13 protein-coding genes are annotated in these 17,055 nt (G+C 71.0%); 6 read left to right on the top strand and 7 right to left on the bottom strand.

The genetic code is table 11. From position 1 onward, the window contains the following. Positions 1-19: 19 nt before the first annotated feature. The 4 genes from ACFY36_RS21720 to rsmA are packed head-to-tail and all read right to left on the bottom strand — an operon-like array spanning position 20 to position 4,240. Positions 20-1,828, bottom strand: a complete 1,809-nt coding sequence (locus ACFY36_RS21720) for an ABC-F family ATP-binding cassette domain-containing protein (RefSeq protein ID WP_499747780.1) — start codon at positions 1,826-1,828, stop codon at positions 20-22. Positions 1,829-1,836: 8 nt separating this feature from the next. After that, a complete protein-coding gene (locus ACFY36_RS21715; protein ID WP_499747779.1) occupies positions 1,837-2,784 on the bottom strand; it encodes a 4-(cytidine 5'-diphospho)-2-C-methyl-D-erythritol kinase in 948 nt (315 codons plus the stop codon). Further along, on the bottom strand, positions 2,781-3,356 hold the full coding sequence (locus ACFY36_RS21710; protein WP_499747778.1) for a Uma2 family endonuclease: 576 nt from the start codon (positions 3,354-3,356) through the stop codon (positions 2,781-2,783). The genes ACFY36_RS21715 and ACFY36_RS21710 overlap by 4 nt, the downstream gene beginning before the upstream one ends. Beyond that, positions 3,353-4,240, bottom strand: a complete 888-nt coding sequence (gene rsmA / locus ACFY36_RS21705) for a 16S rRNA (adenine(1518)-N(6)/adenine(1519)-N(6))-dimethyltransferase RsmA (RefSeq protein ID WP_499747777.1) — start codon at positions 4,238-4,240, stop codon at positions 3,353-3,355. The genes ACFY36_RS21710 and rsmA overlap by 4 nt, the downstream gene beginning before the upstream one ends. 46 nt (positions 4,241-4,286) lie before the next feature. On the opposite strand from rsmA, the gene ACFY36_RS21700 reads away from it, so the two are divergent. Then, the gene (locus ACFY36_RS21700; protein WP_499747776.1) at positions 4,287-4,706 is read left to right on the top strand and encodes a hypothetical protein; all 420 of its coding nucleotides are present in this window, start codon (positions 4,287-4,289) and stop codon (positions 4,704-4,706) included. On the opposite strand, the gene ACFY36_RS21695 is transcribed toward ACFY36_RS21700, so the two are convergent. Next, on the bottom strand, positions 4,707-5,606 hold the full coding sequence (locus ACFY36_RS21695) for a TatD family hydrolase (RefSeq protein ID WP_499747775.1): 900 nt from the start codon (positions 5,604-5,606) through the stop codon (positions 4,707-4,709). 70 nt (positions 5,607-5,676) lie between these two features. On the opposite strand from ACFY36_RS21695, the gene ACFY36_RS21690 reads away from it, so the two are divergent. Further along, a complete protein-coding gene (locus ACFY36_RS21690; RefSeq protein WP_499747774.1) occupies positions 5,677-6,711 on the top strand; it encodes a hypothetical protein in 1,035 nt (344 codons plus the stop codon). Here ACFY36_RS21690 and metG read toward each other — a convergent pair. Then, positions 6,708-8,501, bottom strand: a complete 1,794-nt coding sequence (metG, locus tag ACFY36_RS21685) for a methionine--tRNA ligase (RefSeq protein ID WP_499747773.1) — start codon at positions 8,499-8,501, stop codon at positions 6,708-6,710. The two genes, ACFY36_RS21690 and metG, sit on opposite strands and share 4 nt — an antisense overlap. A gap of 132 nt (positions 8,502-8,633) precedes the next feature. Between metG and ACFY36_RS21680 the strand changes: the two genes are divergently transcribed. After that, positions 8,634-10,454, top strand: coding sequence for a hypothetical protein (locus tag ACFY36_RS21680; protein ID WP_499747772.1), 1,821 nt, complete (start codon positions 8,634-8,636; stop codon positions 10,452-10,454). Here ACFY36_RS21680 and rsmI read toward each other — a convergent pair. Beyond that, a complete protein-coding gene (gene rsmI, locus ACFY36_RS21675; protein ID WP_499747771.1) occupies positions 10,451-11,305 on the bottom strand; it encodes a 16S rRNA (cytidine(1402)-2'-O)-methyltransferase in 855 nt (284 codons plus the stop codon). The genes ACFY36_RS21680 and rsmI overlap by 4 nt on opposite strands. Positions 11,306-11,381: 76 nt before the next feature. Here rsmI and ACFY36_RS21670 point away from each other — a divergent pair, with 76 nt between their 5' ends. From ACFY36_RS21670 to ACFY36_RS21660, 3 genes are all read left to right on the top strand, one after another. Then, on the top strand, positions 11,382-12,962 hold the full coding sequence (locus ACFY36_RS21670; protein WP_499747770.1) for a dolichyl-phosphate-mannose--protein mannosyltransferase: 1,581 nt from the start codon (positions 11,382-11,384) through the stop codon (positions 12,960-12,962). 540 nt (positions 12,963-13,502) lie between these two features. Continuing rightward, positions 13,503-14,468, top strand: a complete 966-nt coding sequence (locus ACFY36_RS21665) for a hypothetical protein (protein WP_499747769.1) — start codon at positions 13,503-13,505, stop codon at positions 14,466-14,468. Then, positions 14,465-16,894: a bifunctional polysaccharide deacetylase/glycosyltransferase family 2 protein gene (locus tag ACFY36_RS21660; protein WP_499747768.1), complete on the top strand. Its 2,430-nt coding sequence runs from the start codon at positions 14,465-14,467 to the stop codon at positions 16,892-16,894. Before ACFY36_RS21665 ends, ACFY36_RS21660 begins: the two co-directional genes overlap by 4 nt. The last annotated feature ends 161 nt before the right edge of the window (positions 16,895-17,055 follow it).

Raw genomic sequence — 17,055 nt, 5'->3', positions numbered from 1 at the left:
CGCAGGCACACCCCCCGGATCAGTTACCGGGCACCTGCTCCGCGAGCTCGAGCCAGGCCTCCTCGACCGCGGCGCGTTCCTCTTGTACCGATTTGAGCTGCGCGTCCAACTCTACGATCTTGCCGTAGTCGCTGCCGTGCTGAGCCAGGCTTTCGTTGATCTTGACCACGCGCTCGTCGAGCTTGGCCAGCTGCCGTTCCAGCTTGGCCAGATCTTTGCGAGCCTGCCGCACCTCGGCCGCGGAGAGGCCAGTCGCGCTTTCCGCGCTTTTCCCCGGTACGCCCGTGGAAACGCCCGCCGCGGGCCCCAGCCCCGACGCGGCGCGTTCGAGGTATTCGTCGATGCCACCGGGCAGATGCACCAGACGGCCGTCGCCGAACATGCCGTACGCCGTGTCGGTGACCCGCTCGACCAGGTAGCGGTCGTGGCTCGCCACGATCATCGTGCCCGGCCAGGAGTCGAGCAGGTCCTCCAGCGCGGCCAGCGTGTCGGTGTCGAGGTCGTTGGTCGGCTCGTCGAGCAGCAGCACGTTCGGCTCGGTGGCGAGCAGGCGCAGCAGCTGCAGACGCCGGCGCTCACCACCGGAGAGGTCGCTGACCGGCGTCCAGATGCGCTTGTCGGTGAAGCCGAACACCTCGGCCAGCTGACCGGCCGACAGCTCCCGGTCGCCCAGCTTGACCCGCTTGGCGACCTCTTCGACCGCCTCGAGCAGGCGAAGCTCGCCGGGCAGCTCCTTCAGCTCCTGTGACAGGAACGCGGCCCGCACGGTCGAGCCGGTGACCAGGCGCCCGCCGTCGGGCGTGGTCACCCCGGCCAGCAGGCGCAGCAGCGTGGTCTTGCCGGCGCCGTTGGCGCCCAGGATCGCGAACCGGTCACCCGGCCCGACCTGCCAGGTCAGGCCCTTGAAGATCGGCTTGGGGCCGGCGTTGAGGGTCACGTCCTCGAGGTCGTAGACCTGCTTGCCGAGCCGGCTGGTGGCCAGTTTCTGCAGGCTCACGGTGTCGCGCACCGGCGGCACGTCAGCGATCAGAGCGTTCGCGGCGTCGATGCGGAACTGCGGCTTGGACGTACGCGCCGGCGGGCCCCGCCGCAGCCAGGCGATCTCTTTGCGCAGCAGATTTTGCCGCCGGGCCTCGACGACGGCGGCGACCCGCTGGCGTTCGGCCCGCGCGAGGGTCCAGGCCGCATAGCCGCCCTCGTACGCGTGCACCTGCTCGTCGACGACCTCCCAGGTCGCCGTGCAGACGGCGTCGAGGAACCAGCGGTCGTGGGTGACCACGACGAGCGCGCCCCGGTGGGTCGACAGCAGGTAGCGGGCGAGCCAGTCGACACCGGCCACGTCGAGGTGGTTGGTGGGCTCGTCGAGGATCAGCAGATCGTTCTCGCGCACCAGCAGCGCGGCCAGCGCGACCCGGCGGCGCTCGCCACCGGACATCGGGCCGACCGGGGTGTCGAGCCCGAGATAGCCCATGCCGAGGCCGTCGAGGATGGCCCGCACCCCCGCGTCGCCGGCCCACTCGTGCTCGGCGCCCATGCCGTCGGACAGCCAGGCGGTGCCGAGCACGACGTCGCGCACGGTCGCCTCGCCGTCGAGGGCGAAGGTCTGCGGAAGGGTGGCGACGCGCAGGTCGCGCCGGTGGGTGACCCGGCCGGAGTCGGGTTCCTCGCCCTTGGCGAGCATGCGGAGAAGTGTCGACTTGCCCGCCCCGTTGAGGCCGACGATGCCGACGCGGGCGTCGTCGTCGAGGCCGAGAGAGACGTCGGTGAGCAGCTGACCGGCGGCGCCGTAGCCCTTGGAGACCCGGTCGAGGTTGATGATGTTTGCCACGATGCGGTCTAGGTTACCCGCGCGCCCGGCATCGGCCCCCGCGCGGTGACCGCTTCCCGGCACACCCCGGCCGCGTTGATCTCGGCCGCGACCCGGGCCGCGTGCCCCGCGTCGGTGGTCAGGAAGACGCAGGTCGGCCCCGACCCGGAGACGAGCCCGGCCACCGCGCCGGCCCGCTGCCCGGCCTTGAGCACCTCGGTCAGCTCGGGCCGCAGCGCGAGCGCGGCCGGCTGAAGGTCGTTGCCGAGCGCCGCCCCGAGCACGGCCGGGTCACGCTGGCGCAGGGCGGTCATCAGCTCGTCGGGGTCGCCCAGCGCCTTGGGCGGGAAGGAGCTGTCACGCAGCTCGTCGAGCTTGCGGTAGACGGCCGGCGTGGAAAGACCGCCGTCGGCGATGGCGACCACCCAGTGCCACGTGGTGGGCCGGGCCAGGATCGGGCTGACGGTCTCACCGTGCCCGGTGCCCAGGGCCGTGCCGCCGTGCAACAGGAAGGGAATGTCGGACCCGAGGGTGGCACCCACCTCGGCCAGCTCGTCACGGGAGAGACCGGTCCCCCACAGCATGTCGCAGGCGATCAGCGTGGCCGCCGCGTCGGCGCTGCCCCCGGCCAGCCCACCGGCCAGCGGAATGGTCTTACGAAGGTGCAGCCGCGCGTAAGCCGGCATCCGCGTCCGCGCCGCGAGCGCCTTGGCCGCCCGAATGATCAGGTTGCTCTCGTCGAGCTCCAGCGCACCGGTGCCCTCCCCCTCCATGGTGAGGGTGAGCGTGTCCCCGGCCCGCGCCGTCAGCTCATCGAACAGGCTGATCGCGTGATAAACGGTGTTCAGCTCATGGAACCCGTCGGCCCGCAGCGGCCCGACCCCGAGATGAAGATTGATCTTCGCAGGGACCCGCACCCGCACCGGCCCGTGATGCCGGCGAGGCTCGTCATCGTCCGGCCCCCATGCCTCCGTCACGGAGTGATGTCCCGAATAGGCAACTTGATCTCAAACGGCGCGCTCAGCACAAGCTCATCCTCTGCATCAGCAGCCAGTTGGTAGCAGCCACCGACAAGGTCGTAGGCATAGACATGGACGGGGTCCTGCTCGATGCGCCAGTAGTGCGGGACGCCCACCTTCGCGTATTGAGCTGGTTTCTCCAGACGATCTCGCCGCTTGGTGCTAGGCGACACGATCTCCACCGCGACGCTCACCTGGTCAGCATCGAAGAAATGGTGCTCGAGATCGACGGGTTTATGCAGGAGCAGGACATCCGGCTCAAGAGTCTCCCGGACGCCGACAAGGATGCCGACCGCCAGAAGAGGCTCGAAGGTGGTCGGCGCATGCCTGAGCATCCACATCCAGAGCAGACCACTGATCTTTTGATGCGCTCCGCTCGGCGTGGGGACCACGGAAAGGGCTCCGGCCAGAAGTTCGACTCGGGGGGCACCGACGCGCATCTTCAGGACGTCTTCGATCGTGTAAGCCCGGTTGCGCTGTCGAATGGGGTCCGGTGCCCACTCCAGTTCACCAGCCGGTTGCGCGGTCATGAGTCCACCTCCTGGGGCGGCGCTTCGGTCGGGCTGAGCTTACCGCCGGAGGGCGACTGTTTTGCCGCCCCGGCGATCGCGGTGAACTGCTCGACGGTCAGGGACTCGCCGCGGGCCTGCGGGCTGATTCCGGCCGCCACCAGCAGCTTCTCGGCCCGGTCGGCGCCGCCGGCCCACCCGGCCAGGGCGGCCCGCAGGGTCTTGCGCCGCTGGGCGAAGGCCGCGTCCACGACAGCGAAGACAGCCGATCGGTCGACACCACCCGGAGGGGTGCGCGCGGTGAACGCGACCAGTCCCGAGTCCACATTGGGCACCGGCCAGAACACCGCCGGCGGCACCTTGCCCGCCGACCGCGCCTCGGCATACCAGGCCAGTTTGACGGACGGAACCCCGTACACCTTGGAACCCGGACCGGCGACCAGCCGGTCGGCGACCTCCTTCTGCACCATGACCAGACCTCCGCGCAGTGTCGGCAGCTCGGCCAGCAGATGGAGCACCACCGGAACCGCCACGTTGTACGGCAGATTGGCCACGAGCATCGTCGGCGCCGGCTCGAAAATCCCGGCCCGCACGTGCAGGGCGTCGGCGTTGTGCACGGTCAGATGAGCGTCGGAGACGGTCTCCGGCAGCGCGGCGGCCAGCCGCGGATCGATCTCGACGGCGTGCACATGGCGGACCGCGCCGACCAGCCCGAGGGTGAGCGAGCCCAGCCCCGGGCCGACCTCGAGCGCCACGTCGTCGGGCCGCAGCCCGGCCGCGGCGACGATGCGCCGGATCGTGTTCGGGTCGTGCAGGAAGTTCTGGCCGAGCTTCTTGGTGGGCGCCACGCCGAGACGGGCGGCCAGTTCCCGGATCTCCGCCGGGCCGAGAAGAGCGTCAGCCATGGGTTCAGAGCCTACGGGGAGGGCCGCCGCGGGGTACAAACGAGCCATGAGCGAGTTGCTGGCGTTACGCGGGGTGGTCGAGGCCACCCCTGAAGCGGTGGCCGCCGTCCTGCTCGACGTGCGTCCCGGCGGCCGCTCCCCGATCGCCGTCACCGGCACGATCGAGGAGACGGACGTCGGCGACCAGTTCGAAGTGATCCAGGACGGCAGCAGGATGAGCGTGGCGATCGACCGCGCGGCCCGCTCGGTGACCATCGAGGGCGCGTGGTGGTACCGCGGGGTCACGTCGGTCGAGCCGGACGATCGGGGCAGCCTGGTCCGCTTCCGCATGTTCAACATCGCCGAGGGCACGGGCTGGGCGGTCCGCTTCGTCTCCCGGGGCCCGATCAACGCCGCTCCGCGCACGTTCGCCGAGACCCTCAGCCGCCTCGGCGCCGAACTGAACACCCGCGCCTGGATCGAATGATCAGCGCCAAGGGCCGAACACCCGTTCGCCGTTGGCCGAGATCGCGGCGCACAGCTCGTCCACGTCCTGACCTCGAGTTTCGGCCAGTGCCCGGACCGTCAACGGAATCAGGTACGACGCGTTCGGGCGGCCCCGGTGCGGCACCGGGGTCAGGTACGGCGCGTCGGTCTCCACCATGATCTGTGACGGCGGGGTGAGCGCGGCGGCCTCCCGCAGGGCGCCCGCGCTGGCGAACGTCACCGTGCCCGCGAAGCTCAGGTGGAAGCCTCGGCGTACGCATTCGGCGGCGAAGGCGGCGTCGCCCGAGAAGCAGTGCATGACGACCGTGTCCGGCGCTCCCTCGGAGTCGAGGATCCGCAGTACGTCCTCGTGGGCGTCCCGGTCGTGGATGATCAGGGCCTTGCCGTGGCGCTTGGCGATGGCGATGTGGGCCCGGAAGCTCTTCTCCTGCGCCTCGCGGCCGTCAGGACCCGTACGAAATGTGTCCATGCCCGTCTCGCCGATGCCCCGCACCCTCGGCTCGGCCGCGAGCGCCTCGATGACGCGCAGCGACTCGTCCAGATCGGCCAGCAGCGGCGCGTCGTTGGGGTGCAGCGCCACCGCGGCCAGCACCGACGGGTGGCGGGCGGCCAGTTCGGCCCCCCAGCGGGAGGACTGCTCGTCGACGCCGACCTGCACGATCCGGTCCACGCCCGCCTTGGCCGCCGCGGTGATCAGGGCCTCGACCGGGTCGGCGCCGGGGCCGCCCGGCACTCCCGCCTCCTGGATCGTGATGTCCAGGTGGGTGTGGCTGTCGAAGACCGGGACGGCGAGAGGCTCCGGTGCGGCGGGAAACTCGCCGGCGCGCCGGGCGGCCTTCTTCCGGCGGGATTCTGACGGTGACGTTGACATGTGAGACATTCTGCACTTGGACCCGCCGGACACTGTTTGTTCACCTGGAGTCAACCGGTGTGACCTACTTTCACTGACCGTGACTGTGACCGGCGAGGACAGTGTGATCGGCTCTGATCCGCTCGAGCCGCCCCTGTCCGCACCGCTGCGCCGCGACCTCGGCTGGCAGCAGGTTCTGCGGATGGCTCAGTCCGCCGACCACCTCGGCGATCCGCTGCTGCGCCAGATCCGGTCCACGGCCGCGATCCACCGCGGGACCCGGATGACCAAGGTGCTGTCGCCGGCTCAGGTCTCGGGCCATCTGGGCGGCTGGCTTCCGTACGGCTTCTGCTACCGCTCCTGCGACATCGCGCACCTGCACGATCCGCGCGACCTGGCGCTGCTGCGCACCGACGGCACGGCCGACGACGAGGTGGCGTTCGCGCTGCGCTGGCGGGCCACCGATCCGATCGACTACGAGGTGCCGGCCGGGCCGGCCCAGCCCGGGCTCTCGATGCTGCCCGCACATTCGCGCATCGGGGCCATGGTGCTCGGCACGGGCTTCACGCCCAGCAACGACGATCTCATTCCCGAGTACGTCACCGCGGGCTTCGCCGATCTGCCCATGCCGGCCAACGCGCAGATCATCGCGTACGTGCCGGGCGGCGAGGAGGTGCTGCTCTACACGTACCAGCCGGAGCAGCACGGCTGGCTGCGGCTGGCCGGGCCGCGCTGGCGGGGGCTGCTCGACAATCTGCCCGGGGTGAGCCCGGACCGCGAGTACGTGCCCTGCACGACGCCCGGCTCGGCCAAGCTGGTCGGGACGATCAAGGACAAGGAGTACGAGGCGGTCGCCGACCCGCCGAGCGAATTCCGTGTCCGGGCCCTGACCCGCGCCGCCCGCTACGCGGTGTCGACCCTGAGCCGCCGCGCCGAGCAGGCGCTGTGGCGCGGCGTGCCCTGCTGGGTGTTGCAGCGCGACGACGCGTGGGCCCGCCTGCGCCTGATCCGCCCGGACGCCGATGCGCTGAGCAACACCGGCGCCCGCTGCTACGAACGAGGCGTCTACGAGGCCTGGGCCCCGGTCGGCGAGCTGATGGACCACCACATCGCCGACATCCCCTATGCGCTCTAGCCCAAACGGGCCAGTTCCTCTTCGATCACTGAGGGCTCGAGCTTCTTGAAGACCGGCTTCGGGGCCGACAGCGGCGTGCCCGCGACCAGCGGGACCGACTCCCAGCGGGTGCCGACCGTGTAGTCGCCCTGGAGGACCGGGTACGACGGGCCGCCGTCGAGGTCGTCCACCTCGTCGATGCGCGGCATCGGCGCGTGCACGCCCTCACCGCCGAGCAGCTCGAAGACCTTCTGCGCGGAGTGCGGCAGGAACGGGGTCAGGATCGTGTTGGCGTCGCTGACCACCTGGAGCGCCACGTGCAGGATGGTGGCCTGGCGGGGCTTGTCCTCCTCGGACTTCAGCTTCCAGGGCGCCTGCTCGGAGAGGTATTTGTTCGCCTCGGCCACGACCTTCATCGCCTCGCCGATAGCCGCTTTCTGCCTGTGCTTGGAGATCAGCTCACCGACCGTACCGAAACCGGCCCGGGCCACCGCGAGCAGCGCCTCGTCCTCGGCCGTCAGCTCGCCGGCCTCGGGAATGGCCCCGAAGTTCTTGGCCGCCATCGAGATCGACCGGTTGACCAGGTTGCCCCAGCCGGCCACCAGCTCGTCGTTGTTGCGGCGTACGAACTCGGCCCAGGTGAAGTCGGTGTCGTTGGACTCCGGGCCGGCGGCGGCGATGAAGTAGCGCAGGGCGTCGGCGTCGTAGCGCTCCAGGAAGTCGCGCACGTAGATGACGACCCGGCGCGACGAGGAGAACTTCTTGCCCTCCATGGTCAGATATTCGCTGCTGACCACCTCGGTGGGCAGGTTGAGCCGGCCCAGCGAGCCCGGCTCGCCGCCCTTGTCGCCCTCGCCCGAATAACCCAGCAGCAGCGCCGGCCAGATCACCGAGTGGAAGACGATGTTGTCCTTGCCCATGAAGTAGTAGGCCTGGGAGTCCTTGCCGGCGCCGTCGGCCGACCACCACTTGCGCCACGCCTCGGGGTCGCCGGAGCGGCGGGCCCACTCGATGGAGGCCGACAGATAGCCGATGACCGCGTCGAACCACACGTAGATGCGCTTGTCGTTGCGGTCGCGCCAGCCGTCGAGCGGGATCGGCACGCCCCACTCCAGGTCACGGGTGATGGCACGGGGCTGGAGGTCGTCGAGCAGGTTGCGGGAGAACTTCAGGACGTTGGGCCGCCAGTTTTCCCGCTGGTCGAGCCAGTTGCCGATCGCCTCGGCGAAGGCCGGAAGGTCGAGGAAGAAGTGCTCGGTCTCGACGAACTCCGGGGTCTCCCCGTTGATCTTGGAGCGAGGGTTGATCAGCTGCTCGGGGTCGAGCTGGTTGCCGCAGTTGTCGCACTGGTCGCCCCGGGCGCTCTCGTAGCCGCAGATCGGGCAGGTGCCCTCGATGTAGCGGTCGGGCAGGGTGCGGCCCGTGGAGGGCGATTTCGCGCCCAGCGTCGTGCGCGCCACGATGTAACCGTTGCGGTGCAGCGCCCCGAACAGCTCCTGCACCACGGCGTAGTGGTTGCGCGTCGTGGTGCGGGTGAAGAGGTCGTACGACAGTCCGAGGCCATGCAGGTCTTCGACGATCACCCGGTTGTAGCGGTCGGCGAGCTCACGCGGGGTCACCCCGTCGGCGTCGGCCTGCACCTGGATCGGCGTGCCGTGCTCGTCCGTGCCGGAGACCATGAGCACGTCGTGACCGGCCATGCGCATGTAACGGCTGAAAACGTCGGAGGGCACTCCAAAGCCGGACACATGACCGATGTGGCGCGGGCCGTTGGCATAAGGCCAGGCAACCGCGGCGAGAACGTGACTCATGAGGTACAAGCGTAGTGAGCCGCCCCCTCGCGCCGCGACGGGATTCGCTCCGCCCTGAGCGAGATCCGCATTTATTCCGACACGCCCGAATTTGAACCTGCCCATCGCCACCCCGCGTAGTCAAATGGAAACGTGCTCGGAGACACGCCACAGCCTGGGGAAACGCCTCGCAGCGAGGGCGACCCGTGGTCGTTCGCCGATCCCGACGCGGCCTGGTGGCGCGGCGAGACCGACCGGCCTTCCCGCCCACGCCACCCGCGACGGCGCCCCGCGTCCGCCAATCAAGGTCAAGACCCTTCCGGTGGTACGGGCACACTGGAGCCCCCGGTCGCCAAGACCTACACCGGCGAGGCCGCCGACGCCCACGCGGCCGCGGCCCAGGACGTGGCCGGGGCCCTGGATCCCACAGCGCCGCCCCGCGCCGTCCCACCGGCGGCCGAGCTGACCCCGCCCGCAACGGCCGCCGCGATCGCCCCACCGATCGAGGAACCAGCCGCACCCATCGCTGAGCCGGCCGCGCCCATCGCCACCCCGGCCGAGGGATCCGCCGCGCCCATCGCCGCCCCGGCCGAGGGATCCGCCGCGCCCATTGCCGCCCCGGCCGAGGGATCCGCCACACCCATCGCCGCCCCGGCCGAGGGATCCGCTACGCCCATCGCCGCCCGGCCGGCCGAGGGCTATGCGACGGCCATTGAAGGGCGGGCTCCGTCGGCCGACGCCACCGCGGCGCCGGTTGTCGCGTCCGCCGCTCCGCCGGCCGAAGCGGTCGCCCGTTTCGTCGCCGTCGAGCGGGACCACGACCGGCCGGACCCACACCGCTACGACCCGCTGCGCCCGCCCGCCGGATATACGGCAAGGAGAGCGGCCACGCCGAACGCCCTCCAGGCGATCGCGGCGACCGACCAGCCGGGGACCGCGACGGCACAGCCGCCAGGCGGCGCGGGGACGCAGGCCGCTGCCGGGACTCGGCCCAGCGCGGAGCCCCATGCCGGCGCGGAGATCCAGGCCGGCGCGGGGATTCAGGCCGGCGCGGAGACCCAGCCCGGCGCGGAGACCCAGCCCGGCGCGGAGACCCAGCCCGGCGCGGAGACCCAGCCCGCCGGAGAAATGCCGCCCGCGACGGCTGAAACTGCCTCGCCCGGGACGGTGACGCCGCCGCCGGCGGATCAGGACGTCATGGTTCTTCCGGAGCCCAGCGCCCGCAACCGCCCCACCGTCCCTCTCGAGCCCATGGCCGCGCCCGCCCGGCCGCCCGTCGTCCGGCGCCCCCGGCAGGGTGGCGCCCATGCCCGGCCGACCGAGCCCTTGCCCCCGCTGACCGGGTCCCCGGCCACCGACGCCCGGCTCGAGCGGCTCGAGAACTCGCCCTTCTGGCACGACCGGGTCGACGACACGATCGAGGTACGGCCCGAGGAGCCCCGCCGCTCGGCCGGCAAGCCCCGGCACAGCCGCCGCTCGGCCGGCCTTCCCCTCTCGGCCCAGGTCTCGCTGGTCGCTCTCGGCCTGGTCGCCGCCTTCTTCGCCTGGGTCAGCGCCGAACCGTTCTGGCTCGCCGTCGGCCACGGCGATCCCGGCAACGCCACCACCACCGTCTGCACCGGCACCGGTGTCACCCAGCGCTGCGCCGGGCAGTTCACCGCCGACGACGGCGGCTACACCATCGCCCGCGTGACCCTGCTCGGCGTCGAGGGCACCGGCCGCCAGCCGGGCGCGGTCACGCCGGCCAAGATGGTCAGCCCGGACAGCCAGCAGGCCTATCTGGGCGGCACCGGGGCGCTCCTGCAACTGCGCTGGATGCTCGGCTTCGCCCTGGTGCTTCTCTGCGGGTACGCCATCGCGGGCGTCACCCGGGCACGTCAGCTTCCGTCCGCCCGGGCGCGCCGGGGCGCCGTCCTGCTCAGCCTGGCCGGCCCTTTGGCGCTGCTGGCCGGCTTCCTGGCAGCCGCTTACTAGGACTGATGAACCAGCGCGTACACCTCGCGCTTCTTCACCCCGTACTCGTCGGCGACGGCCTGGATCGCGTCCCGGCGCGACTGCCCCGCGGCTTCCCGCTCCGCGACGGCCGCCCGCAGGTCCTCGTCGGCCGGGCGGACTGCCGGCCCGGCCGGCGCTCCGCCCACGACCAGGGTGATCTCGCCCCGGAACTCCTCGCGGGCGGCGTCGGCGGCCAGCTCCTCCAGCGTGCTGCGGCGGATCTCCTCGTACGTCTTGGTCAGCTCACGGCAGACCGCGGCCGGCCGGTCGGCGCCGAAGATCGCGGCCAGGTCGGCCAGGGTGCCCGCGATGCGGTGCGGCGCCTCGAACAGGACCAGCGTGCGGGGTTCGGCGGCGAGCTCGCGCAGGCGGGAGCGCCGGTGAGAACCCGTACGGGGAAGAAAGCCCTCGAAGACGAACCGGTCGCTGGGCAGGCCGGAGAGCGCCAGGGCGGTCGTGACCGCGCTCGGCCCGGGCGCCGCCGTCACCGGATATCCGGCGTCGAGGGCCGCTCGGACCAGCCGGAAGCCGGGGTCGGAGACGCTCGGCATGCCGCCGTCGGTGACCACCGCGACCACGGCGCCCGAGGCCAGGGCCTCGACCAGTTCGGGCGTACGTCTCTCGTCGTTGCCCTCGAAGTAGGAGACGACACGCCCGGAGACCGTGACGCCCAGATCGCGGGTGAGGCGGGCCAGGCGGCGCGTGTCCTCGGCGGCGATCACGTCCGCCGTGGAGAGGACCTCGCGCAGCCTCGTGGAGGCGTCGCCGACGTTGCCCAGCGGCGCGCCGAGCAGCACGACCCGGCCGGAAGCGTTCTCTGCGGAAGACACGACGGAAAGTCCATCACATGACGCGCCGCGGCGACGGCGGGCGTCGGCTCTCAGGCGTACCTTCTACGATCGCGGGGTGACTACGGCGGCGACAGCGGAGAAAGAAACCACCCCGGAACCGCCCGTCGAGGCTCCGGAGCCCGGTGGCCTGCGCGCGGTTCCCGAGGTCGTCCGGCGGCGGCTGACCACGCTCGACAACTGGCTCAACCCGCATTCGTGGATCGTCACCGGCGTGATCGTGGTGATCGCCGCGATCCTGCGGCTGAACGGGGTCAGCAGCCCCAGGGGCTACATCTTCGACGAGGTCTACTACCCGACCGACGCCTGGGACATGCTCCACCACGGCGTCGAGTGGGACGAGAAGACCAACAGCGCGGCTTATGTGGTTCATCCGCCCCTGGGCAAGTGGCTGATCTCGCTGGGCGAGCTGATCTACGGCAACCACGAGCTCGGCTGGCGGCTCATGCCGGCCGTGGCCGGCACGCTGATGATCCTGGTGCTGATCCGGGTCGCCTACCGGCTGTTCCATTCGGTGCTGCTGGCCGGGCTGGCCGGGCTGCTCATGACGCTGGACGGCTTCCAGCTGGTGCTCTCGCGCACCTCGCTGCTCGACATCTTCCTCGGGCTGTTCGTGCTGATGACGTTCGCCGCGATGGTGCTCGACCGCGATCATTATCGGCGCGGCCTGCTGCGGGCGCTGGAGAACGGGTTCGATCCGGAGAAGACGCCGGCCGTGCCCCGGATCGTGCCGTGGTGGCTGCTGGTGTCCGGGCTGACCTTCGGACTGGCCTGCGGCGTGAAGTGGAGCGCCCTGGCCTTCGCCCCGTTCTTCGCGGCGCTGGTGATCGTCTGGCGGGTGCAGGCCCGCCGGTCGGCCGGCATCCGGGGGCCGGTCCTGGCCGGCATCATCGGCGATCTCGGCTGGCTGATCCTGAGCCTGGCCATCAGCTTCGTGATCTACCTGGCCGCCTGGACCGGCTGGTTCGTCACCGACGACGGCTATTTCCGGCACTACCGGGAGGCGAACGGGCTCAGCGAGCCGCCGGTCTTCGGCGCGCTGATGAACCTGTGGCATTACCACTCCGAGGCGTACAAGTTCCACAGTGGGCTGACCGAGCGCCACGTCTATCAGTCGTGGCCGTGGCAGTGGCTGCTGCTGGGCCGGCCGGTCGCTTTCTACTGGAACAACGGCGGCGACTGCGGCGCGACGAGCTGCGCCCGCGAGGTGCTGCTGCTCGGCACGCCGATCCTGTGGTGGTCGTTCCTGCCGGCGCTGGCCGCCCTGGTCTGGTTCGGCTTCGCCCGGCGTGACTGGCGGGCCTGGGCGATCGGCACGGGCGCGGTGGCCGGCATCCTGCCGTGGTTCTACTACGCGATCAAGGACGGCCGGACGATGTTCTCGTTCTACGTCCTGCCCGCGCTGCCGTTCCTGATCCTGGCCGTCGTCTACGTGCTCGGCGCCATCATGACGCCGAAGGAGGGCATAGCCGCCGGCCCGGGCCGCACGGACCGCCAGCTGATCGGCACCATCGTGGTCACGGCGTACGTGGTCGCGGTGGCGCTGTGCTTCGCCTACTTCTATCCGATCTTCGTGGGACAGCTGATTCCGTACGACAGCTGGTCGCAACGAATGTGGCTGGGCGGCCGCTGGATCTAGGCGGTCGTCCGGACCCTCACACCGCGCCGGTAGTGCTCGACACTGCCGGCGCGAGTCGTCTCGAGCGCCATGCAATGGAGTCCGCGCAATGGAGTCCGCGGAAAGCAAGAGCGCGCCCCGATCGCCTGCCACGGGGGAAGCGGGCGATAGGGGCGCGCACCACAAAGCTTAACGACCTCCGATGTCACGCACAACGGGTCGCGTGCCGAACTTTCAAATTTCGATCAAGCCGTTTGGACAAACCGGACAAAGGCCTTTAACCTGTTTTTGTACGGCATATCGCCGCGTGAATAGGCTTCGGCTTTTAGCTTCTTTCACTGTCGGCAAAGCGACAGTTAACGGTTGTCCGAATTCGCGTAACCTCGATTCATTCGCCGTTGCACTGCTGCTCAGAGCGTTGCCTTTCCGAGCGGCACATACCGGCCCCCATCTGGTCAAACGTTGACGCTCATCATTTCGGTTGATTCCCGTCGGCGATCATCCGTCACCCTCCCGAGTGAGGGCCCTCAAGATCGCCATAAATATTTTTAAGCTCGCCGCGTGACTTCGCACGAGCCAGAAAACCCGCAATTCGCCGCGATCGAGATCCCCGATACCGAGGTGATCTCCGTTTCGCAGCCCGCCCCGGTGTTCGTGGACAGCACCGGGCGCCGCAGCAGGTTCTTGCGGCGGCTCGCCTACGCCTTCGGCGCGCTGGTCATGGTGTACGGCGGCCTGATCAGCGTGAGCCTGGCGGGCGGTCCGGTCCGCTCCAGCGCGGTGCTGCCGCTGCCCGGGCTGGAGCCCGAGGAGAAGGAGACCAAGGCGCCGGCCCCGGCGCCGCCACCGAGCCCGACACCAGCCCCGAAGGCGACGGCCGTCTTCGTGGCCGAGGCCCGCCGGACGCCTGAGCGCCGCCTCGCGCCGCGCCTGGAGTCGGCCCGGGTGCCGACGTCGTCGTCCCGGCCGCCGTCGGCCACGCCGAAGCCCACCAAGACGGTCAAGCCGACACCCAAGCCGAAGCCGACGACCTCGCGGCCGCTGGAGTCGGGCGTCGTGACCACTCCGCCGACCACGCCGACGACGACGGGCCCGGGGCCGGGCACCACCACCCCGCCGCCCACGACCAAGCCGCCGGCCGCACCCGTTCCGCCTCCGCCCGCCCCGAACACCGGCGGCGGCACGGGCGCCGGCACCGGCACGGGAAGTGGCACCGGTAGCGGAACGGGCGGTGGCGGCGGAACGGGCGGTGGCGGCGGCGGAAGCGCCGTCGACGACGACCCGAGCCCGAGCCCCGGCGGCTCGGGCTCAACCAACTCCGGCTCCGGTTCCGGCACGACCTCCGGCGGCAACGGGGGAGGGTCGGGCACGAGCGGTGGCGGATCCGGCACCACCTCGGGCGGCACCGGCGGCAGCTCGGGCTCCGGCGGGTCGGGTTCCGGTTCCACGCCGCCGCCCGCCGCGCCTGAGCCGCCCGCCGCCCCTGAGCCGCCCGCTGACCCCCTCACTTCCAAGGTGCCTTCGTGACCCCTCCCATGCCCACCCGGCGCGCCCGCGGCCGCGCTCGCGGCCGCGGGCCCGTCCGCCGCCGGCTGCTGCCCGCTCCGCGCGTCCTGCTCGGCACGCTGCTGCTCGGCGTCTTCGTCGCCGTGCTCGTCGTCCAGGCGTACGTGAACGCCGAATTCAAGGGCGACCACGCCGAGTCGGAGGTCGGCGACCAGGCCGGCGTGCCCCCGGAGATCCTCGGCGGCGGTCCGGTCATCAACACCACCGGCGGCCAGGAGAGCACCAGCCGCATGCCGGCCAAGACGATCGCGCTGACCTTCGACGACGGCCCCGACCCGACCTGGACGCCCCGGGTGCTCGACGTGCTCAAGCGGCACAACGCGCACGGCACGTTCTTCGTGGTCGGCTCCGAGGTCTCCCGCCACCCGGCGCTGGCCAAGCGGATCACCGACGAGGGCAGCGAGCTCGGCCTGCACACCTTCACCCACCCCAACCTCCAGCTGATCGCGCCGTGGCGGCGCAACCTGGAGCTGTCGCAGACGCAGGTCGCGATCGCCCGCGCCACCGGCGTGCACACCAACCTGGCGCGGTTCCCCTACTCGTCGAAGACGGCCGCGATCGACGAGACCAACTGGAAGATCATCAAGGACGCCGGCAAGCAGGGCTACCTGGTCGTCGTCAACGACCTGGACAGCGAGGACTGGCAGCTGCCGGGCGTGCGCCGGATCATCCGGAACGCCACCCCGAACGGCGGCGCCTCGGCGATCGTGCTCTTCCACGACGCCGGTGGCGACCGCTCGCAGACGGTCCGGGCGCTCGAGAGCTACATCCCGATGATGCAGGCCAAGGGTTATCGCTTCACCACGGTCACCGAGGGCCTCAACGGCACGATCGCCGAGAGCAACAAGGCCGCCGCCGCCAAGGCCGCGCCCGTGCCCCTGCTGGCCGAGAATCCCGAGGCGCCCGGCACCGACGTCTGGCGGGGCACGGCGGTGATCTGGACGGTCCGCCTCGCGGACGGGCTCGTCTGGGTCATCGCGGGATTGTTCCTGCTGGTCGGGACGCTGACCATCGGGCGTACGGCATTGTTGTTGCTCCTCGCGACCCGGCACGCCCGGCAGCGCCGCAAGCCCGGCTGGAGCTGGGGCCGGCCGGTCGTCGAGCCGGTGTCGGTGATCGTGCCCGCGTACAACGAGAAGGAGGGCATCGAGGCCGCCGTCCGGTCGCTGGCCGGTGGCGACTACCCCGACATCGAGGTGGTGGTCGTCGACGACGGCTCGACCGACGGCACCGCCGCCCTGGTCGAGCAGATGCGGCTGCCCAACGTCCGGGTCGTCCGGGTGCCCAACGGCGGCAAGTCGAACGCCCTGAACACGGGTGTCGCGCTGGCCCGGCACGACCTGATCGTCACCGTCGACGGCGACACGATCTTCGAGCCGGACTCGATCCGGGAGCTGGTCCAGCCGTTCGCCGACCCGAAGGTCGGCGCGATCGCCGGCAACGTCAAGGTCGGCAACCGGGAGCGGATGGTCGCGGCATGGCAGCACATCGAGTATGTGATCGGCTTCAACCTGGACCGGCGGCTGTACGAGGTGCTCGGCTGCATGCCGACCGTGCCCGGCGCGATCGGCGCGTTCCGCCGCGAGGCGCTGTCCCAGGTCGGCGGGGTCAGCGACGAGACGCTGGCCGAGGACACCGACGTCACCATCGCGCTGCTGCGGGCCGGCTGGAAGGTCGTCTACGCCGAGAAGGCGAAGGCCTGGACCGAGGCCCCGGCCACGCTGGAGCAGCTCTACCGCCAGCGCTACCGGTGGAGCTACGGGACCATGCAGGCGATGTGGAAGCACCGCCGGGCCCTGCTGGACTCCGGGCCGTCGGGCCGCTTCGGGCGGATCGGCCTGCCGTTCCTGGCCCTGTTCGGGGTGGCGCTGCCGATGCTGGCCCCGGTCGTCGACATCATGCTCGTCTACGGCCTGGTCTTCTGGGAGCTCGAGGAGACCGTGGTGGCCTGGCTGGGCATGCTGGCCCTCCAGCTGTTCACCGCGGCGGTGGCGTTCCGGTTCGACAAGGAGTCGCTCAAGCCGTTGTGGCGCCTGCCCCTCCAGCAGTTCGCCTATCGCCAGCTGATGTACCTGGTGCTGATGCAGTCGGCCACCACCGCGCTGACCGGCGGCCGGTTGCGCTGGCACAAGCTGCACCGGGCCGGGCTCGGCGCCCGGGCCGACGCGGTGGCGGCGCCGTCCGGCCGGGACGTGGCCCCGGTCGTGGACACCTGGCCCTCGACGCTCGGGCAGGCCCGCGACGACCAGCATCCGGCGTCGGGACGCGCGCTCGCCCGGCCGGTGGTCCCGTCGCAGCCGGCCCGCACGGCCGAGCTCGATCCCCGCGATCTTCCGTCAGCCGGCTCGCCCCCGGGTGGCGGCTCGGGCCCGGTACGCACCGGGTGATCGTCGGCCCGTGCCCCGCTCGAACTGCAGCCGAGCGGGGCACGGGCCGATGTGCTCACAGGACGGCGGAAACGGACGGGGGGTTCGCTGAATCACAAAATAGGCCTATCGGATGTTTAGGGATATGTACGCCTCACTTCACCGCTCGTACGGCACAAGTT

Source organism: Actinoplanes sp. NPDC000266, from assembly GCF_042899005.1.
GTDB lineage: Bacteria > Actinomycetota > Actinomycetes > Mycobacteriales > Micromonosporaceae > Actinoplanes.
Note: the sequence above shows the minus strand (reverse complement) of the source record. Positions and strands in the feature narration are given on the sequence as shown.

Excerpts from the sequence above, each read along its gene's own strand:
- ACFY36_RS21710 (WP_499747778.1), bottom strand. The coding sequence starts at position 3,356 with ATGACCGCGCAACCGGCTGGTGAACTGGAGTGGGCACCGGACCCCATT.
- rsmA (WP_499747777.1), bottom strand. The coding sequence starts at position 4,240 with ATGGCTGACGCTCTTCTCGGCCCGGCGGAGATCCGGGAACTGGCCGCC.
- ACFY36_RS21700 (WP_499747776.1), top strand. The coding sequence starts at position 4,287 with ATGAGCGAGTTGCTGGCGTTACGCGGGGTGGTCGAGGCCACCCCTGAA.
- ACFY36_RS21695 (WP_499747775.1), bottom strand. The coding sequence starts at position 5,606 with ATGTCTCACATGTCAACGTCACCGTCAGAATCCCGCCGGAAGAAGGCC.
- metG (WP_499747773.1), bottom strand. The coding sequence starts at position 8,501 with ATGAGTCACGTTCTCGCCGCGGTTGCCTGGCCTTATGCCAACGGCCCG.